This is a genomic window from Robertkochia marina (assembly GCF_004799345.1).
GTDB lineage: Bacteria > Bacteroidota > Bacteroidia > Flavobacteriales > Flavobacteriaceae > Robertkochia > Robertkochia marina.
On the sequence record NZ_SSMC01000004.1, the window covers coordinates 184,061 to 202,689 of the forward strand.

At 44.4% G+C, this 18,629-nt stretch carries 15 protein-coding genes; 6 read left to right on the plus strand and 9 right to left on the minus strand.

The genetic code is table 11. From position 1 onward, the window contains the following. The first annotated feature begins 21 nt into the window (after positions 1-21). Complete coding sequence (locus E7Z59_RS14550; RefSeq protein ID WP_136337085.1) at positions 22-777, plus strand: LytR/AlgR family response regulator transcription factor; 756 nt, start codon at positions 22-24, stop codon at positions 775-777. On the opposite strand, the gene E7Z59_RS14555 is transcribed toward E7Z59_RS14550, so the two are convergent. Continuing rightward, positions 758-2,014, minus strand: coding sequence for an LETM1-related biofilm-associated protein (locus E7Z59_RS14555; RefSeq protein ID WP_136337086.1), 1,257 nt, complete (start codon positions 2,012-2,014; stop codon positions 758-760). The genes E7Z59_RS14550 and E7Z59_RS14555 overlap by 20 nt on opposite strands. A 129-nt stretch (positions 2,015-2,143) precedes the next feature. After that, positions 2,144-2,692: a DUF2911 domain-containing protein gene (locus E7Z59_RS14560; protein ID WP_136337087.1), complete on the minus strand. Its 549-nt coding sequence runs from the start codon at positions 2,690-2,692 to the stop codon at positions 2,144-2,146. Between the two features lie 254 nt (positions 2,693-2,946). Between E7Z59_RS14560 and asnB the strand changes: the two genes are divergently transcribed. From asnB to secDF, 5 genes are all read left to right on the plus strand, one after another. Then, positions 2,947-4,617, plus strand: a complete 1,671-nt coding sequence (gene asnB, locus E7Z59_RS14565) for an asparagine synthase B (protein WP_136337088.1) — start codon at positions 2,947-2,949, stop codon at positions 4,615-4,617. Positions 4,618-4,785: 168 nt separating this feature from the next. Further along, entirely contained in the window at positions 4,786-6,726 is a 1,941-nt protein-coding gene (gene gyrB / locus E7Z59_RS14570; protein WP_136337089.1) for a DNA topoisomerase (ATP-hydrolyzing) subunit B, read from the plus strand. A gap of 86 nt (positions 6,727-6,812) precedes the next feature. Beyond that, positions 6,813-7,823, plus strand: a complete 1,011-nt coding sequence (locus E7Z59_RS14575; protein ID WP_136337090.1) for a DUF6588 family protein — start codon at positions 6,813-6,815, stop codon at positions 7,821-7,823. Positions 7,824-8,055: 232 nt separating this feature from the next. Continuing rightward, on the plus strand, positions 8,056-8,982 hold the full coding sequence (gene mdh, locus E7Z59_RS14580; RefSeq protein WP_136337091.1) for a malate dehydrogenase: 927 nt from the start codon (positions 8,056-8,058) through the stop codon (positions 8,980-8,982). Positions 8,983-9,142: 160 nt separating this feature from the next. After that, the gene (gene secDF / locus E7Z59_RS14585; protein ID WP_136337092.1) at positions 9,143-12,121 is read left to right on the plus strand and encodes a protein translocase subunit SecDF; all 2,979 of its coding nucleotides are present in this window, start codon (positions 9,143-9,145) and stop codon (positions 12,119-12,121) included. Positions 12,122-12,235: 114 nt separating this feature from the next. Here secDF and E7Z59_RS14590 read toward each other — a convergent pair whose 3' ends face one another. The 7 genes from E7Z59_RS14590 to cysS form a co-directional block, all read right to left on the minus strand. Then, complete coding sequence (locus E7Z59_RS14590; protein WP_136337093.1) at positions 12,236-12,667, minus strand: hypothetical protein; 432 nt, start codon at positions 12,665-12,667, stop codon at positions 12,236-12,238. Positions 12,668-12,923: 256 nt separating this feature from the next. Continuing rightward, positions 12,924-14,285, minus strand: coding sequence for an alpha/beta hydrolase (locus E7Z59_RS14595; protein WP_168731316.1), 1,362 nt, complete (start codon positions 14,283-14,285; stop codon positions 12,924-12,926). Positions 14,286-14,461: 176 nt separating this feature from the next. Continuing rightward, the gene (locus E7Z59_RS14600) at positions 14,462-14,959 is read right to left on the minus strand and encodes a DUF1648 domain-containing protein (RefSeq protein WP_136337095.1); all 498 of its coding nucleotides are present in this window, start codon (positions 14,957-14,959) and stop codon (positions 14,462-14,464) included. Between the two features lie 497 nt (positions 14,960-15,456). Continuing rightward, positions 15,457-15,927: a DUF192 domain-containing protein gene (locus tag E7Z59_RS14605; protein ID WP_136337096.1), complete on the minus strand. Its 471-nt coding sequence runs from the start codon at positions 15,925-15,927 to the stop codon at positions 15,457-15,459. Then, on the minus strand, positions 15,917-16,741 hold the full coding sequence (gene lgt, locus E7Z59_RS14610) for a prolipoprotein diacylglyceryl transferase (RefSeq protein WP_136337097.1): 825 nt from the start codon (positions 16,739-16,741) through the stop codon (positions 15,917-15,919). Before lgt ends, E7Z59_RS14605 begins: the two co-directional genes overlap by 11 nt. Before the next feature lie 90 nt (positions 16,742-16,831). Continuing rightward, positions 16,832-17,065, minus strand: a complete 234-nt coding sequence (yidD, locus tag E7Z59_RS14615) for a membrane protein insertion efficiency factor YidD (protein ID WP_136337188.1) — start codon at positions 17,063-17,065, stop codon at positions 16,832-16,834. A gap of 31 nt (positions 17,066-17,096) precedes the next feature. Further along, a complete protein-coding gene (gene cysS / locus E7Z59_RS14620; RefSeq protein ID WP_136337098.1) occupies positions 17,097-18,584 on the minus strand; it encodes a cysteine--tRNA ligase in 1,488 nt (495 codons plus the stop codon). Positions 18,585-18,629 lie beyond the last annotated feature (45 nt).

An 18,629-nucleotide genomic window follows, 5' to 3' on the forward strand; every position in this document is an offset into this window, starting at 1 on the left:
ATTCAACTTAATCATCCTCATATGCGCGCAATAGTAATAGAAGATGAGGCTCCTGCAGCCCGACGTCTCCAAAGGATGCTGGACCGTCTTGGGGTGGAGGTTGAAGCTTCCATCCCGTCGGTTCATGAATCTGTAGCCTACTTCAAAAAGCATCAGGCTCCTGATCTGATCTTTCTTGATATTCAGCTCTCAGACGGCCTCTCCTTTGAAATATTTGAACAAGTAGCTATTTCCAGTGCGGTGATCTTTACCACCGCCTACGACGAATATGCGCTTCAGGCCTTTAAACTCAACAGTATCGATTACCTTCTTAAGCCCATTGATGAAGAAGAGCTGGCACAGGCGGTAGATAAATACAAGCAGTTTCAGCCGGGGGAGAAATCCTTGCAGGTGGATTTTGAGGATATTAAAAATCTCCTGGTCAATCCGGTTGACAGGGTGTATAAAAAGCGGTTTGTGGCCAAGGTCGGGCAGCACCTGAAACTTATTCCGGTGACCGATATAGAATGTGTATACAGTGAAAATAAAGGGACCTATGCCTATACCACTGAGGGTCGTAACTATCTTTTAGACCGTACCCTTGATCAGCTTGAAGACGAGCTGGATCCTGAAAAATTCTTCAGGGTAAGCCGTAAATTCGTGATCCATATTGATGCTGTTTCAGATATTGTAAGCTATACCAACTCCAGGTTGCAGATCCGCTTAAATCGCTTTAAAGAAGCGGAGGTGATCGTGAGTCGCGAGAGGGTGAAAGATTTTAAGGATTGGTTAAGTTAGATGACCCTTTGTCTTCAACGGTGTTTTTAGAGCTTCTTCTGTGGTAGGGGTCAACGTAGTTGTCATCAAAAGCAGATGGCAGAAGACTGGGGATCATTTTCACGAACAGGGGTAAAAGAAAGGCTCCTCCCGGAAGGGCAAAGATGGCCAGGGAAGGGATGGTCTTGAACATGTCGAGAAGTTGCACCCGCATGCGTTCCCGTTCTGCTGAATTTAGATCTGCGGTGGCAGATTTACTGATCAAATACAATAATTCTTTGCTTTCTCCGAGTTCTTTTTTCAGTCGGTGACTGTTTCTGAGAATCAGCTTTTTAACCATAAGCTGCGAATTATCGTAGAGCAGCTTAAAAGGATGGGTGTTTTTCAGAAAGGGAAGCTGGTTTCGGTGTTTTCTGAAAAACAAAAGGGCATGATCTACTGAGTCTGTCACGAATTCAGGTGATAGTCTCAGCTCTTCTCCAAGATCACTCAAAATGGATGTTTGTATGGAGGTGTTATTGCTGTCTTCCAGGGCAGCCAAACAGGCGAGATCGAACAGGTATTTGTTTTCAAGAGAATCAGGGTCCGGATTGAGTAAGCTCAGATAACCGGGTTGCCCTTCGCTGGAGGCCGCAGGCCCGTATCGTGAGGAGGTAGCCAGCAGATGCAGCAGGCGTTTATTGTATTCAGAGTCAGTATTTTTTGTTTTAATTACATGGTAGCTTAGGCTGAGAATGATCTGTTCAAGTCGCCGCTCGTTCTCCTTAAGATTACGCTGCCCTTCCAGGAACATTTTAAAGTTGATCACATCGGTAAATAACATGGAATTGGTAAGCATCTGGTTGAAGGCCCTCGAAATGATGTTGTCGTTCAGACTGATACGTTGATGTAAAAGGTATTCAAGTTGATGCGATGTTTTTCTTCCGGCAAGCAGGCGGTCAAAAAAGGAAAATTCTTCCACCTTGAGTAATTGATAAAAGACGGAAAGATCTTCCAGGAAATTGTCAAAACCGGCTTTTCCGCTTTTATGAAGCAAGTATACCTGGTGTAAGGCGCTTAACAGGTTGATCTTTGCTTTTTCTTCTTCCGAGATCAGGGCCGGAGTGGGTATGCCCTGCAGGGTGTAGATGTTGGTGCCGTAGATGAATCCCAGGTTTCTGAAATGGGTGTAAAACTCCAGTTCATTCCTTAAAAAGAAGTTCTTCTTTTCTTGTAAGGAGCCAAATTTTTCTATCCAACCTTGGGCTGAGGGATTCATACATCATTGCTTTAACCGGAACTAAAATACAATCTTCTCCTTAAAATTTCACAGGCTACCTTTTGGCAGTTTGATGTAAAACAAAAAAAGGCGCCAAAATGGCGCCTTGAAAAATTTTATAACAATTATTTACTGTGCCACACTGAATGGAACAGCAACACGTGTTTGTCCCCATCCCATATGCATATGGGCACCGTTTTCTACAGCTTCAAAAGTAATAGAGAAGGCATCAAGAGATTCATCGCCGCTGGAAGCAGGAACAGCAAATCTTGCTACATCCTGTTCTGCGTTATAACTGTAAGCTCCCCAGGTATCAGTGTCCTTATTGATGATAATGGTCCACTCTTCCTTTCCGGGAATACTGAAAAGACTATAAGTTCCGGCGGGAATAGTGGTTTCTCCCAAAACCATGTCCTTAAAGAAACGAATTTCGGTAGCTTCATTAGCTCCCGTTCTCCAGACCTCTCCGTAGGCGGCAAGGTCAACACCGACTTCGCGCCCTTTTAACTGGGGTCGCGAATAGATAACCTTGATCAATGGCGGAGCGTTTCTTTCTGTGCGAAAGTATGCGATATCAGCCGGACTCTTATCCAGTCCGCTAAACTCCTGTGCAAAGGCTGCAGAGCTGACTGTTAAACAAATTAATACTACCAAACCGGTAAAAATGTTCCTGATCATTTGTGTTGTGATTTTGATTTGAAATTAAAACTACAAAAAGAAACCAGCTCTCTGACGAAATATTGTATTAATATTTTTTAAAAGTAATGACTTACAATTTGAAGTGTATTGTAATAAAACAGCACATAAGAGTTATCATCTGTTATAATATTGATTTTTAATTGAATTAAATGTAATTAAAAACAGGTTTAATGTTTTTAATTAAAATAAAACAGAGCACATTTGTTACGTATTGAAATTTAAAACCAACTCTTATGTGTGGAATTGTATGTGCATTTGAACTGAAAAGAAGTGCTGAAGCCCTAAGGCCTCAGCTATTGGATATGTCTAAAAAAATCCGTCATCGCGGTCCGGACTGGAGTGGGGTTTTTAGTAATGACAAGGTGATCATGGCTCATGAAAGACTGGCTATCGTTGATCCTGCGTCAGGGAAGCAGCCCTTGATCAGTAAAGATGGAAAACTGGTTTTGGCTGCCAATGGAGAGATCTACAATCATCGCGAATTGCGTAAGGAGTTGGAAGGCTTATATGAATTTCAAACCGGATCCGATTGCGAGGTGATCCTGGGATTGTATAAAAAATATGGAACAGATTTTCTTGATCGACTCAACGGAATATTTGCTTTTGCCCTATACGATGTTGAAAGAGATATTTACCTGGTCTCCAGAGACCATATGGGTATTATTCCGTTGTATACCGGTCGTGACCGGGAGGGCACCTTTTATGTGGCCTCCGAGCTGAAAGCCCTCGAAGGGGTTTGCTCGGCTATAGAGCTCTTTCCTCCGGGGCATTATATGATCTCCGGAAAAGAAACGTTGGAGCGCTGGTATGTCAGAGACTGGATGGAGTATGAGGCTGTTAAGGAGAATGAGAGTGATATTGCCGCCTTAAGAGATGCGCTTGAGGCTGCCGTACATCGTCAGCTGATGAGTGATGTGCCTTACGGGGTATTGCTTTCCGGCGGACTGGACTCTTCGGTGACCTCTGCCATTGCTAAAAAGTATGCTGCTAAAAGGGTGGAGACCGATGATACCAAAGAAGCCTGGTGGCCTCAGTTGCATTCCTTTTCTGTAGGTCTTGAGGGGTCACCTGATCTGAAGGCAGCGCGGCAGGTGGCCGATCATATCGGTACGGTACACCACGAGATCAAATTTACCATCCAGGAAGGTTTGGATGCTATTCGCGATGTGATCTATCATCTGGAGACCTATGACATCACCACGATCCGAGCCTCTACGCCCATGTATCTGATGGCGCGTGTTATAAGATCTATGGGTATCAAGATGGTGTTGTCGGGAGAGGGGGCTGATGAACTTTTTGGAGGGTACCTCTATTTTCACAAAGCGCCCTCTGCCAAAGACTTTCATGAAGAGACCGTAAGGAAGCTCGATAAATTGCATATGTACGACTGCCTTAGAGCCAATAAATCACTTGCGGCCTGGGGTGTGGAAGGCAGGGTACCCTTTTTAGATAAGGAGTTTATGGATGTGGCCATGCAGATGAACCCAAAAGATAAGATGATCAACGGGGAGCGAATGGAGAAGTGGCTTATTCGTAAGGCCTTTGAGTCGTACCTGCCCGAAAGTGTGGCCTGGCGCCAGAAAGAACAGTTTTCAGACGGGGTGGGGTACAGCTGGATAGATACCCTTAAAACCGTCGTTGCAGAACAGGTGACCGATGAGCAGCTGGCCAATGCTGCCTACAGGTTTCCGATACAGCCTCCCGGTTCTAAAGAAGAGTACTTTTACCGCAGCATCTTCGAGGAGCATTTTCCGTCAGACGCCGCTGCCCTTAGTGTGCCCTCGGTGCCCTCAGTAGCTTGCAGCACCCCGATCGCATTAGAGTGGGATGAAGCCTTTAAAAATATGAATGATCCCAGTGGAAGAGCTGTGGCTTTCGTTCATGAAGAAGCCTATGTGAAGTAGGTGGATCGATTGAATTTTAGCGAGTTGAAGCACCTGTTGCACCGCAGGTGCTTTTTCCACAATTAATGTTGATAACTTGGATGCATTAAACAGCGCTCATCCCTGATGTTTGGTCGTGTTTTGTTATATTTGTCTGTTTGACAGAACGACCTAATATCTTAATAGTTTATGAGCGAAGAACTTAACAAGAAACAGTACTCGGCCGATAGTATTCAGGCGCTGGAGGGTATGGAGCACGTAAGAATGCGTCCTTCCATGTATATCGGTGATGTAGGAGTGAGAGGGCTTCACCACTTGGTTTATGAGGTGGTTGATAACTCTATTGATGAGGCTTTGGCCGGTCACTGTGATACTATTCGTGTTACCATTAACGAAGACAATTCCATTACTGTTGAAGATAACGGTAGGGGGATCCCGGTTGATATTCATAAAAAAGAAGGTATTTCTGCCCTTGAGGTGGTAATGACCAAGATCGGTGCCGGAGGGAAGTTTGATAAGGATTCCTATAAGGTTTCGGGTGGTTTGCACGGGGTTGGTGTTTCTTGTGTGAATGCCCTTTCTGAGCATTTAAAGGCTACTGTTTACCGTGATGGAAAGATCTGGGAGCAGGAATATTCAAGAGGTAAAACACAGTATCCGGTAAAGGCCGTTGGAGAAACAGATCTTCGTGGTACAGTAGTGACCTTCAAGCCGGATGATCAGATATTTAAGCAAACCCTTGAATATAATTACGATACCCTGGCCAGCAGAATGCGTGAGCTTGCCTTTTTGAATAAAGGTATTCGTATAACCATGACCGATAGACGGGGAACGGATGAAAAAGGTGAGTTTCTGTATGAAGAATTTTATTCGGAAGAAGGACTCAAGGAATTTATCCGATTCCTCGATGGAAATCGTGAACCCCTTATCGCCGATGTGATCTCTATGGAAGGAGAGAAGAATGATATTCCGGTAGAGGTTGCCATGGTGTATAATACTTCTTTCAATGAGAACCTTCATTCTTATGTAAACAATATTAATACCCACGAAGGAGGTACACACCTTTCCGGGTTCAGAAGAGGGTTAACAACGACCCTTAAAAAATACGCCGACAATTCAGGACTGCTCGATAAGTTGAAATTCGAGATCTCGGGAGATGATTTCCGCGAAGGACTTACGGCTATTGTTTCTGTTAAGGTAGGGGAGCCTCAGTTCGAAGGGCAGACCAAAACCAAATTAGGTAACCGTGAGGTAACTTCAGCGGTATCTCAGGCTGTATCTGAGATGCTGGAAAATTACCTTGAAGAACACCCGAATGATGCTAAGACCATTGTTCAAAAAGTGATCCTGGCGGCCCAGGCTCGTCATGCGGCGCGTAAAGCCCGTGAAATGGTACAGCGTAAAACCGTCATGAGTGGTGCGGGGCTTCCCGGTAAGCTTTCTGACTGTTCTGAGCAGGACCCTGAAAAATGTGAGGTATTCCTCGTCGAGGGTGACTCTGCAGGGGGTACCGCCAAGCAAGGACGAGACCGTAACTTCCAGGCTATTCTGCCGTTAAGAGGTAAGATCCTGAATGTAGAAAAGGCCATGTCTCACAAGGTGTTTGAGAATGAAGAGATCAGAAATATCTTTACCGCACTGGGGGTAACTATAGGAACCGAAGAAGACAGCAAGGCGTTGAACATTGAAAAATTGCGCTACCACAAGATCGTGATCATGTGTGATGCCGATGTGGATGGTTCTCACATTGCTACCCTGATACTTACGTTCTTCTTCAGATATATGAAGGAGCTTATTGAAAACGGCTACGTTTATATTGCTACGCCGCCACTATACCTTGTAAAGAAGGGTAATAAGAAGGAATATGCGTGGAACGATAAAGAGCGTGATGCTTTGAACGAACAGTTTGGAGGAAGTGCTACTATACAGCGTTATAAGGGTCTTGGAGAGATGAATGCAGAGCAATTGTGGGATACGACCATGAATCCTGAATTCAGAACCCTCAGACAGGTTACAATTGATAATGGTAGTGAGGCCGACCGTATCTTCTCTATGCTGATGGGAGATGAGGTGCCGCCAAGACGAGAGTTTATTGAGAAAAATGCGATCTATGCCAATATAGACGCCTAATAAATAATCATATCATCTTTATATAAAACTCACTTTTTAAAGTGAGTTTTATTTTGCCTTAACGTTTAAATTTTAATCTATTCATTATGAAAAAATGCCTCCTTATTTTGTGTGTCGCACTTACCTCGGTGTTGCAGGCTCAAAATGATTTTGATGTTATTCTCGCCGCAGGGGTAGATGACGCTCAGAAATTTGCCTCCGATTACCTGGCTCCCGGAACTAACGGTTTAATGCACAGTATGAATAACGGGTGGTTTAATTCAGGAGAAGCCAAGCCATTTCTTGGTTTTGAAGTGTCAGTGATAGCCAATGGGGCGCTTGTGAGTGATGCAGACAGGTCTTTTACCATGAATGTGGCCGACTATGATAATATTCAATTCGCTGATGGGTCGTCCTCTAAAACGGTGGCGACAGCCCTGGGAGAAAATAACCCTGATGTTGATGTGGTGCTAACCTATGATGATCCTCTTTTTGGAGATCAAACGGTTGAGGTTACCTTACCTAATGGTATCGGTAATGCGGCTTCCCTCATCCCCTCTGCTTTTATACAGGCCGGAGTTGGGTTGTTTAAGGGGACTGAGTTGAAGGCCCGCTTTGTGCCCAAGGTAGAGTTCGATGGCGTTACCACTGAGCTCTACGGGGTTGGTTTGCAGCACGAGTTTACCCAATGGTTACCGGCAGATAAGTTGCTTCCCGTAGCTATATCAGGTTTGGCAGCCTATACGACGCTGAGCGGATCTTATGATTTTACCGCCTCTTCGGGAATAGAAGGAGAAGACCAACGGGTGGAAAATAAAACAAATACCTGGTTGTTTGAAGCAGTAGCAAGTACCAAACTGCCGGTGATCAATTTTTACGGTGCCCTGGGGTATATTACAGGAGAATCTTCTTCTGATATTTTAGGAACCTACAGGGTTACTAATGGGTTGTTAACCACCGAGGATATTGTAGATCCGTTTTCAGTGCAGAGTGAGGTGAGCGGGGTAAGAGCTACCCTGGGAGCCAAATTAAAGCTGGCTTTCTTCCGTTTTAATGTCGATTATACCTTCGCTGAATTTGACAGCTTCTCGGTAGGTCTGAACTTTGGTTTCAGGTAGCAGGTAGCAGGTAGCAGTTTGCGGAGGATGATGCTAAAAAAATAGAGCGTTGGTTAATCTTCGCTTCTTTGCTCCTTTGCTTCTTTACCCTTTCCGAAGGAGGAATTATCATAAATACATAACACTCCTGAAGAATCCCGGCAAATAGAACGCTTATCATACAGCCGATTATGTTAAAATTAGTAGTTTTGTAGTCGCTTAAAATCAACGTCTAAATTATAATCTTATTTATATGAAAGTAACAGTAGTAGGTGCAGGGGCTGTAGGAGCCAGTTGTGCCGAGTACATCGCCATTAAGGACTTCGCTTCTGAGGTTGTTGTTCTGGATATTAAAGAAGGTCTGGCAGAAGGGAAGGCTATGGACCTTATGCAAACTGCTTCTTTAAATGGTTTTGATACCAAGATCACCGGAACCACCGGAGATTACTCAAAAACTGCAGGAAGTGATATCGCTGTTATTACCAGTGGTATTCCAAGAAAGCCCGGAATGACTCGTGAAGAGCTGATCGGTATTAATGCAGGAATTGTAAAGGATGTGGCTACCAACCTGGTAAAGCACTCTCCTGATGTGATCCTGATCGTGGTGAGTAACCCTATGGATACCATGACCTACCTGGCACATAAAGTAGCCGGACTTCCTGAGCACCGTATCATCGGAATGGGAGGAGCTCTGGATAGTGCGCGTTTCAAATACAGGTTGGCTGAAGCCCTGGAAGCTCCTATCTCTGATGTAGACGGGATGGTGATCGGGGGTCACAGCGATACCGGAATGTTACCACTTACACGTTTAGCTACAAGAAACTCTGTACCCGTTTCAGAATTCCTTTCAGCAGAGCGTCTTGAGCAGGTAAAAGAAGATACTAAGGTAGGTGGGGCTACGCTTACCAAATTACTGGGTACCAGTGCCTGGTATGCTCCGGGAGCTGCTGTTTCTGCATTAGTTCAGGCCATTGCCTGCGATCAGAAAAAAATGTTCCCTTGCTCAGTAAAACTTAACGGAGAGTACGGTCTGGAAGATATCTGTATCGGTGCTCCGGTGTTGATCGGACGCAACGGAATTGAGAAAATCGTCGAGATCGAACTGGATGAGCAGGAAAAGCAAAAACTGTCAGAAAGTGCCGAGGGTGTAAGAAAAACTAACGCGCTTCTAGAGGCTTAGTCTACACTACGACACATAACCAATTAAGTATCAACCCTGTGAGAACCATTGTTTTCACAGGGTTTTTCATGTTTTAAATCCCCTAAAAAATTATTGTCAGTTCATACGGGATATGCTATATTTGGCCGTTTGAAAGAAATGACCATTAAATAATTAAAGAATGCAGAACAAAGGACTTATCAGACTTTTTGCTATTTTATTTGGGTTGGTCAGCATTTACCAGCTGTCCTTCACTTTTGTAGCAAACAAGGTGGAAAATGAGGCCGAAGCCTACGCCATGAGTACCGTTACCGATGCGGAAGAAGATTATGTGGCAAAGCGGGAGGCTGTTGAATCGAGGTATTTGGATTCCCTCTCAGGCCAGGAAGTATTTAACCTGGGTGTAAGTAGCTATACCTATAGCGAAGTAAAAGACAAAGAGCTCAACAAAGGGCTTGACCTGAAAGGTGGTATCAATGCCATTCTTCAGATCTCTGTTAAGGACATCCTTCGCGGATTGGCCGATAACTCAAAAGACCCCGTATTTAACGAGGCACTGGTCAGAGCAGATGAGGCTTCTAAAGACAGCCAGGATGATTATGTAGACCTGTTCTTCGAGGAGTTCGAAGCTATTGCAGGATCTACGAAACTTGCCTCTCCTGATATCTTCGCCAACAAGACTCTGAGCGAAGAGATCAACTTCCAAATGAGTAATGAAGAGGTAAAGCCTATTATCAGAAGAAAGATCGATGAGTCTATTGTTTCCGCTTTTGAAGTACTGCGTAAGCGTATTGATAAATTCGGTGTTACCCAGCCTAATATTCAGCGTCTGGGTACTTCAGGTAGAATCCTTGTTGAATTACCCGGAGCAAAGAATGTTGACCGTGTAAAGAATCTTCTTCAAAGTACCGCCCAGCTTGAGTTCTGGGAGACTTTTAAGACAGAAGAGGTAACTCCTTTCCTGATCAATGCTAATAACACCCTCCAAAGTCTTGTAGAGACCAGGCAAGAGGTTGTTGAAGAAGAGGTTTCTGAGATCGATTCACTTCTTTCTGATGCCGCTCAGGACTCTTTGGATATTGCTAACCAGAACAATCCTTTGTTTGATCTTATCGTAAGCGGTGGATTCCAGGGGTCTCCAATGATCGCAACAGTAGCAATTAAGGATACTGCCCAGTTTACATCATACCTGAGAAGGTCTGAGGTAACTGCTCTGCGTCCTGCTTCCTTGCAGTATGCGAAGTTTGTATGGGGAATGCCTGCTAAAAATTCAGAGGTCGTAAATCTGTACGCCCTGAAAAGCAACAGAAATAACGAGCCTGCAATGAACGGAGACGTGATCACCGATGCAGCTCAATCATTTGATATTGCCGGACGTCCTGCTGTAAGTATGCAGATGAATACGCGTGGAGCGAAGATCTGGGAAGAACTTACAGGAAAAGCCTTCCGTGAAGGAGGTAATATTGCCATCGTTCTTGATAATATCGTTTACTCAGCTCCGGGAGTTTCTAAAGGAGCCATTACAGGGGGTAACTCTGAGATCTCCGGAGACTTTACTCTGGAAGAGGCTGATGACCTTGCCAACGTTCTGAGAGCCGGTAAACTTCCTGCTTCTGCAGAGATCATTCAATCAGATATTATCGGTCCGTCATTAGGGCAGGAGGCTATCGACAGCGGTATGACCTCTTTCCTGATCGCTATGGTGCTGGTACTGATCTGGATGGTATTCTACTATGGTAAAGCCGGTATTTTTGCCGACGTGGCCCTGGTATTCAACATCGTACTGATCTTTGGTGTACTGGCCGGTCTGGGTGCTGTTTTGACTCTTCCCGGTATTGCAGGTATCGTGCTTACCATAGGTATGTCGGTAGATGCGAACGTACTGATCTATGAGAGGATCAAAGAGGAGGTAAAGAAAGGTAAAGGACAAATGCAGGCCATTGCTGATGGTTTCAGCAACGCCTTGTCTTCTATCCTTGATGCCAACATTACCACCGGGCTTACAGCGATCATCCTGTTGTTATTTGGTACCGGACCTATTCAGGGATTTGCTACCACCTTATTGATCGGTATTGCAACTTCGCTCTTCACAGCCATCTTTGTAACCCGTCTGCTTATTGAGTGGTACCTAAAGAATGGTGAGAAAAGACTTGACTTCTACACAGGTGTTACCAAGAACCTGTTTACTAATATTAATATCAACTTCCTGTCTAAGCGTAAGATCTCTTATATGATCTCAGGAGCCTTGGTATTGGTGAGTGCGATCATGCTCTTTACCAAAGGCCTTGATGGAGGTGTAGACTTCGTAGGAGGTCGTTCTTATACCGTTCGTTTTGTGGATCCGGTGAATCCTTCAGAGATCGCTAATGATCTGAACGCTGCTTTCGGAACGGCTGAGGTGAAAACCTTTGGTAATCCGAACCAGGTGAAAATAACTACGAAGTATAAGGTAGAAGAGGAAGGATCTTCTGTAGATGAAGAGATCCAGAACGCTATGTTCAACGCCCTTCAGAAATACCTGCCGGAAGGAATTACCTATAAGGAATTTGTTCAGGGTAGTGATGAAAAGTCGATAGGAATTGTTCAGGCTATTAAAGTCGGACCGACCATCGCCGATGATATCAAGAAAAATGCGGTTTGGGCTATCCTTGGGTCCCTTGCCATTGTATTCCTTTATATTCTTCTGCGTTTTAATAAATGGCAATTCTCTCTTGGAGCGGTTACTGCCGTATTCCATGATGTGGTGATCGTATTGGGAATCTTCTCGGCATTCTCGAGTATTATGCCGTTCAACATGGAGATCGACCAGGCGTTTATTGCAGCGATACTTACCGTGATCGGTTACTCTCTGAATGATACCGTGGTTGTATTTGACCGTATCCGTGAGGTGATCAAGGGTAAAGGCTGGAGAGGTGGAGATAACGTCAATGAGGCGTTAAACAGTACCTTGAGCCGTACGCTGAATACCTCGCTTACTACCCTGGTAGTACTGCTTGCCATCTTCATCTTTGGAGGTGAATCGCTGAGAGGATTTATGTTTGCCATGATCATTGGTATCATTGTAGGTACCTACTCATCATTGTTCATTGCTACTCCGGTAATGTTCGATACCCTTGAATCGAGAGGTAAGAGTAAAAAGAAGGAAGCAGTAGATGCTTAATTCAAAAAATAGATCTTCGGATCACAAGTCATAAAAAAAGCCATCTGAAACAAATCAGATGGCTTTTTTAATCCCTGGTAATTTAGAAATAACACAGGTCGTAGTCAAGGTTAGCTAGGATCTTAATGAGCTTGTGAATACCCGTATCCCCGGAACAGAAGGCTTTGGTAGTTTGCCCTTTCTTTCGGGATAGGAACACACTTTACAGGTACGATCAGAAGTTGATAACTGGTTTCTTAATGCCGGTTGCTGCTTGTTCATGATATCCTCATAGGATAGCCATTGGGTATTAGCAGAAATTTCTCCATGACTGGTGAGCTTCTCTGCCCGGCATCGCGGACAACACTCTGTCTCGTTTTGAAAATCTTTGGCACTTTCATTCATTACGATCAAGGTCCTGATCTTTGATTTGTCTAGTTTTCTTTCCTTAAGGTACAGTTTGATCTTGTCTTGGGTTTCCGGTGCTAACTTCACAGCAGTAAAGGTGGCAAAGTAAGCAAGTTCAAGATCGGTTAATTCCCCTAAGGCAGCACGTATTAAATTCATGTTTAGTGAGTTAGTTTGTTGATCAAATATAAATAGAAAATCGGGATGTAAATTGTTAAACCCTGGTAAAAACGGGTTTCAATTATCAACAAGATGTTGATATTCAGGGGTGTAGACCTCTGGCAAATGGTGTATTTCATCGATGATGAAGTTGCTAAATACTTGAAAATCAAAGCTTTGAACTTAAAGCCTTGTTTTTAAAGTTCTGATAATCACGATGTTAATAACTGTGAAAAAAAGTTTTTAACCAAGTAAGTCAATAGGATTGTATCCATTGGCTGATGGTGTTCAAAGTTTCAGAACTTATGGTGATGTCTATGGCCTGGTACTCTCCGGGTAATCCGCTGACTGCCGGTTGAAACAAGTGATTATGTCCGGCAAGGGTTTTAATGGTAGTGTTTTGAAGTTGAATCGGGGAGAGCGACTTTTTCAGCCGACCAGCATTATCGGGGGCGTTAACTTGAATGTCCTTAGAGCCGTATAAGGCCAATACAGGAAGCTGAAGTTGTTTTAGGTGGTCCGATGGATCGATCTCCAGGAAAGACTTCATCCAGGCATTAGAAAGGCTTTCTGACAGGATATTTAGTTGTTTTCCCGTAATAGTACTGTCGGAATGAATTGTCAGCCGTTCTTTTATAAAATCTTTCAATGCTTCCCCAGACAGGCTAGAGGTACTCATATCATTATAAACCTTTTCAAATATTTCACGGGTGGTCACGGCCTGGTTCTCCGGGATTCCGGAGGCTACTTCGATCTCATATCTCTGAGTCAATAGAATTTCCTTTCCTGTAACTGACGGAGAGGCCAGCAGGACAAGAAAATCCACAGCCATGTTTTGGCTACCCACCATCGTTGCCACAATGCCTCCTTCACTATGACCAATTATACCGGTCCTTTTAGGATCTGTTTCAGGTTGTTTTTCCAGCCATTGGAATCCATACAAGGCATCACGGGAGAGATCTGTGGTAAGAGCTTCTTTGAAATTGCCTTCTGAAGCCCCTATACCCCTGTCGTCATAGCGCAGCACCGAAATACCCTTTCTTAACAGGTGATCGGCTAAGACTTCAAACCATTTATGGCCTAATATATTGCAATCCCGGTCCTGTGCACCGCTGCCACTCACCAATATCACTGCCGGGAAAGGGCCGGATCCGTGCGGAATGCTATAGGTGCCCGCCAGGGTTATGTTGGCCTCCGGATTTCTGAAAGTAACCTCCCGGTTTTCATACGGGAACGGTGGTTTTGGAGTTTGAGGTCGGTTCAGGGGAGATTCGCCTTCCCCTTTGTTAAGTTCCAGGGGAAAGGATAGACCACTTTGGGTAAAAGTCCCTTTTATATGCGTACTGTCTGTGAACTGACCGTGGTAGTGTATTTGTAAGGCGTTAAACCTGATCGAAACAGAGTCTGAAGCGATAAAGACTTCATCGGCAGGAAGTTTATTGACGCCTTGAATCGGAACGCTTAGATAAGCCCTTGTACTGTCATCTTGTTCGATATGAAATATTAACTGAAGCTTTAGGCCATTGACATCCAATTGGCCGTTCCAGGCCGTGTCCTGTGCGTTTAGTTTTGTAAAGAGTATCAAGACGAATAAAATGATAGTGTTATAGACCCTCATAATGCTGTATTTAAGGACTTCAAGGTAAGAAAATTCTGCTTCGTATTTCTCAACCCCCTCATGAAACCATGTGAGTTCAGGTGAAGTGGGAATACAGGGGTGTAAAAGAAAAGTGGAGTAAAAATGGAGTGATGATATAAGGGGAGTTGAGTCGTTCTGTGCTCCTTGCGGCACCATTATTTCTTTTTAAAGGCTTTGAACAGGTACCAGATCAAAGGGAGGGTGGTAATTCCAAATACAAAGGGCAGGAACCAGGTGCCCAGGTTGTCCATGCTCCCTTTTGATATTTCCAGGGTTCGCCAGGTGATTAACAGAAATATGATCACAACAGCCAGTTTAATAAGACGCATTAAACGTTGGGCGATTGCATATTGTCTTGCGGCGTTCTCCGGGGTAATGTCTACCGGATAATTGAAAAGACGTGGATGGTTATTGAGAATAGTGAGTCCGGCGAAAAGCAGGGAGGTGATAACCGGCACTACAAAAATAGATTCTTTGCTGCCCATCCTGTCAACAACCCCTTTTCCGTTAAAGTGCATCGGGATCTGTTCCGGCAGGTCACTGTAACCTCTCAGGGCTAAAAACCACATCAGAAGGAGGCCTGCCCAGGCGAAAAACTCGATCACCTTATCCAGCTTGGTGGGTTTTGGGTTGATGTCAGGACGGTTGTTCATAAGGTGTATTGTTGGTCTTTGAAGGGTATTTCATAAAGTAACCTTTATAATAAAAAGCAAATCAGAAGTACAATCTACTTCCCCTTCTTAGAAAGGAGGAGGTATATTTCAATTCCAAAACTATCTATAGTACAGGGAGGCATTGAATTCGATTCGGGAGATCGCCACAACCTGCTCTGCAGGTCTACCACTGACGGATTTAAAATCTCTATTGAAATAGTTTATAAAATGTGGCTCCCCACCTTGGACAGGGAGGGGTGGCTCAGGGTGCAACCCTGAGACGGGGCGGGTTGATTTAGGTTGAAATATCATACAACCCCTTCCGACCCCGACTCTTCGATGGTTATCGAGAGCCGGCGCCACCTTCCCCTGACCAGGGGAAGGAGCCCGTTGTTGTTTTAATTTTCAATCAGTCATCATCCTCCACAAGAAATCAAATTTCAGCGGTCTCGCGAAGACGAATATCTTTTACCCCGTCACCTTTTACCTGTTACTTGTCACCTAACAACAATACTATCATTCACCTCAATATTCCATGTATCACAGCTGCCGCCATTTAATTCTAAAACATACATCGCAGGACCGTCAGACGGGAGAGAGGATTCGTTGAGAGGGTCGGCATTTTTAATAATGCTTACCACTTTCCCTTCTTTGTCTGCATAAATGATATCAAGGGTCATGAGGGTGTTCTTCATATAAAAAGCCCTCGGAGCTTCTTCTTTGAAAACGAACCACATTCCCTGTTTTTCCTTCATGCTTTCCCGATACATCAGCCCGGTTTGCCGTTCGTAGGGGGTGTCGGCAATTTCGATATCCAATTGATCAACAAGCAGACTGTCTTTTTTGTAAATAGCGCCTTCTGCTTCCTTGGTGAATATGACCGGAGTTTCTGAGATGCTGTTTGTCTTTTTGTCTTTGCATCCAGCAAGTACAGCGCAAGCAAGGAGGGTGATTATTTTAAGCCGCATGATGTTTCTTTCTGAACATAAAATAAAGTCCGGCAAGAATAAAGGGAATACTCAACCACTGCCCGGTACTGAGTATACCCAGTGCCGATTCAAAGCCGCCTTGTGATTTTTTAAAGAATTCTGCGATAAAACGAACGCTCCATAGTAACACCAGGAACAATCCAAAGAGATACCATGGCTGATCTTTTTTGTTGGTCTTCCAGTAGATATTCCAGAGGATGATAAATACGATCACATAACCAAATGCTTCATAGAGCTGAGCCGGATGTCTTGGGAAGTCTTCCCCAAGGCGACTAAAAATGATCCCGTAATCTGAATTGGTGGGCTTACCTACGATCTCAGAATTGAAGAAGTTTCCGAGACGTACAAATATACCCCCCAGGGCTACCGGGATCACGATACGATCCAGGATCCAATGTACCGGTTTTTGAATAACCTTCTTACTGTAAAGGTACATGGCGATAATTATTCCTATGGCTGCACCATGACTGGCAAGACCCTGAAACCCTGTAAAGCGAAAACTCGGACTGAATTCGAAAGGAAGGAATACACTTAGCGGATCTTCCAGGAAAACTGCGGGTTCATAGAAAATAAAATGCCCAAGTCTTGCTCCAAGCAAGGTGGCTATAACGGTATAGATAAAAAGCGGATCGAGTTTTTCAACCGACATTTTCTCGTTAACATAAATGCGCTGCATCACATACCATCCTAATGAGAAGGCAATGATGAACATCAAACTGTAATAACGCAGGGGAAATGATCCGATATGGAAAAGGACTCCGTCAGAATCCCAGGTAATACTTAGTAGGTGCATGTTTGGTATAATTTACGGGTAAATATAGATAATTCGCTCTTATATTAATCATACAGGGCGATTCAATTTTGGAAGATCAGGCAGAACACATCAGGGAACAGGGTCATAACCCGACCCTCCCCAGGGGTTGCAACTGGCAATGCGTTTCACAGCCATCCACCCCCCTTTAAAGAGCCCGTGTTTTTTCAGAGCTTCCAGGGTATACTGAGAACAGGTAGGTGAATAACGGCAGGCGGCAGGTGTATAGGGGGAAATGGCTACCTGGTAAAATCGTACCAGAAAGACAAAAGGACTGATAAGAATATTTTTTAAGGTCCATTTCATCATACCCGAATATCAATGGGGATTACAAAGATCATTGCACCTGGAAGGTGGTACCTTCTTTGCCGTCTTTTAATTGAATGCCCAGGGCAGCCAGCTCATCTCTGATCTTATCTGAGGTGGCGAAATCACGGTTTGCCCGAGCCTCTGCTCTCATTCTGATCAATAGTTCCACGGTACCGCTTAGCTTGTCTGCAGAGGTTTCTTCAGCCTTGTTTTCGTCAACCAGCCCCAGTACCTCAAAAATAAAGTCGTTCATGGTGTTACGCAGCAGATCCAGGTCGGCCTGGGAAAGGGTGAGGGTACCTTCCTTCATCAGGTTGATCTGTTTCACCGCATCAAAAAGTCTTGCGATCAGGATCGGACTGTTGAAATCGTCATTCATGGCATTGTAGCAGGAATCCCGCCAGGCAGCAACATCAAAATCGCCACTGTTTGCACCTGCAGTAATTCTATTCAGGTCGTTCAGGGCCTCCATGAGTCTCTGGAACCCTTTCTCTGAAGCCAAAAGAGCTTCGTTGCTAAAGTCTAAAATACTTCTGTAGTGAGCTTGAAGGATAAAGAAGCGGGTTACAGTGGGGCTGAAAGCCTTGCTTAAAATATCATTGTCGCCGGAAAATATCTCATGAGGAAGGATATTGTTTCCGGTTGATTTGGCCATTTTTTTACCATTGAGGGTAAGCATATTGGCATGCATCCAATAGTTCACCGGAGAATGACCTTTGGCAGCTTCATTCTGGGCGATCTCGCACTCGTGGTGAGGGAATTTCAGATCCATTCCTCCTCCGTGAATATCAAACTGCTCTCCCAGGTACTTGGTGCTCATGGCCGTACATTCAAGATGCCATCCCGGAAATCCATCACTCCATGGTGATGGCCACCGCATGATGTGTTGGGGTTCGGCTTTTTTCCAGAGTGCAAAATCCTGGGGGTTCTTTTTGTCTGATTGTCCGGCGGTCTCCCTGGTGTTGTGGATCATGTCCTCAATATTTCTCCCACTGAGTTTGCCGTAGTGATGTTCTTCATTGAATTTCTGAACATCAAAATATACAGAGCCATTGATCTCATAGGCAAAACCCTTTTCGAGAATTTCCTTGATCACCTCGATCTGTTCAATGATATGCCCTGTGGCTGTGGGCTCAATGCTGGGAGGGAGGTTGTTAAATTTATTGAGGGTGTTGTGGAAGTCAACCGTATAGCGTTGTACCACTTCCATAGGTTCTATTTGCTCCAGGCGTGCTTTTTTGGCAATACGATCTTCTCCTTCATCAGCATCATTCTCCAGGTGGCCGGCATCAGTAATATTACGAACGTAGCGCACCTTATATCCCAGATGTTTCAGGTAGCGAAATACAAGATCAAAGGAGATAAAGGTTCGGCAATTCCCCAGGTGAACGTTACTGTATACAGTAGGACCACATACATACATGCCTACATGGCCGTCGTTAATGGGGGTGAAGTTTTCTTTTTCTCCGCTTAGTGAATTGTAGATCTTGAGTTGCTGTTCGTTGTATAATTGCATTGCCGGTTATTCTCTGGATAGCTGTTTATGAGGTTATGAATTGAG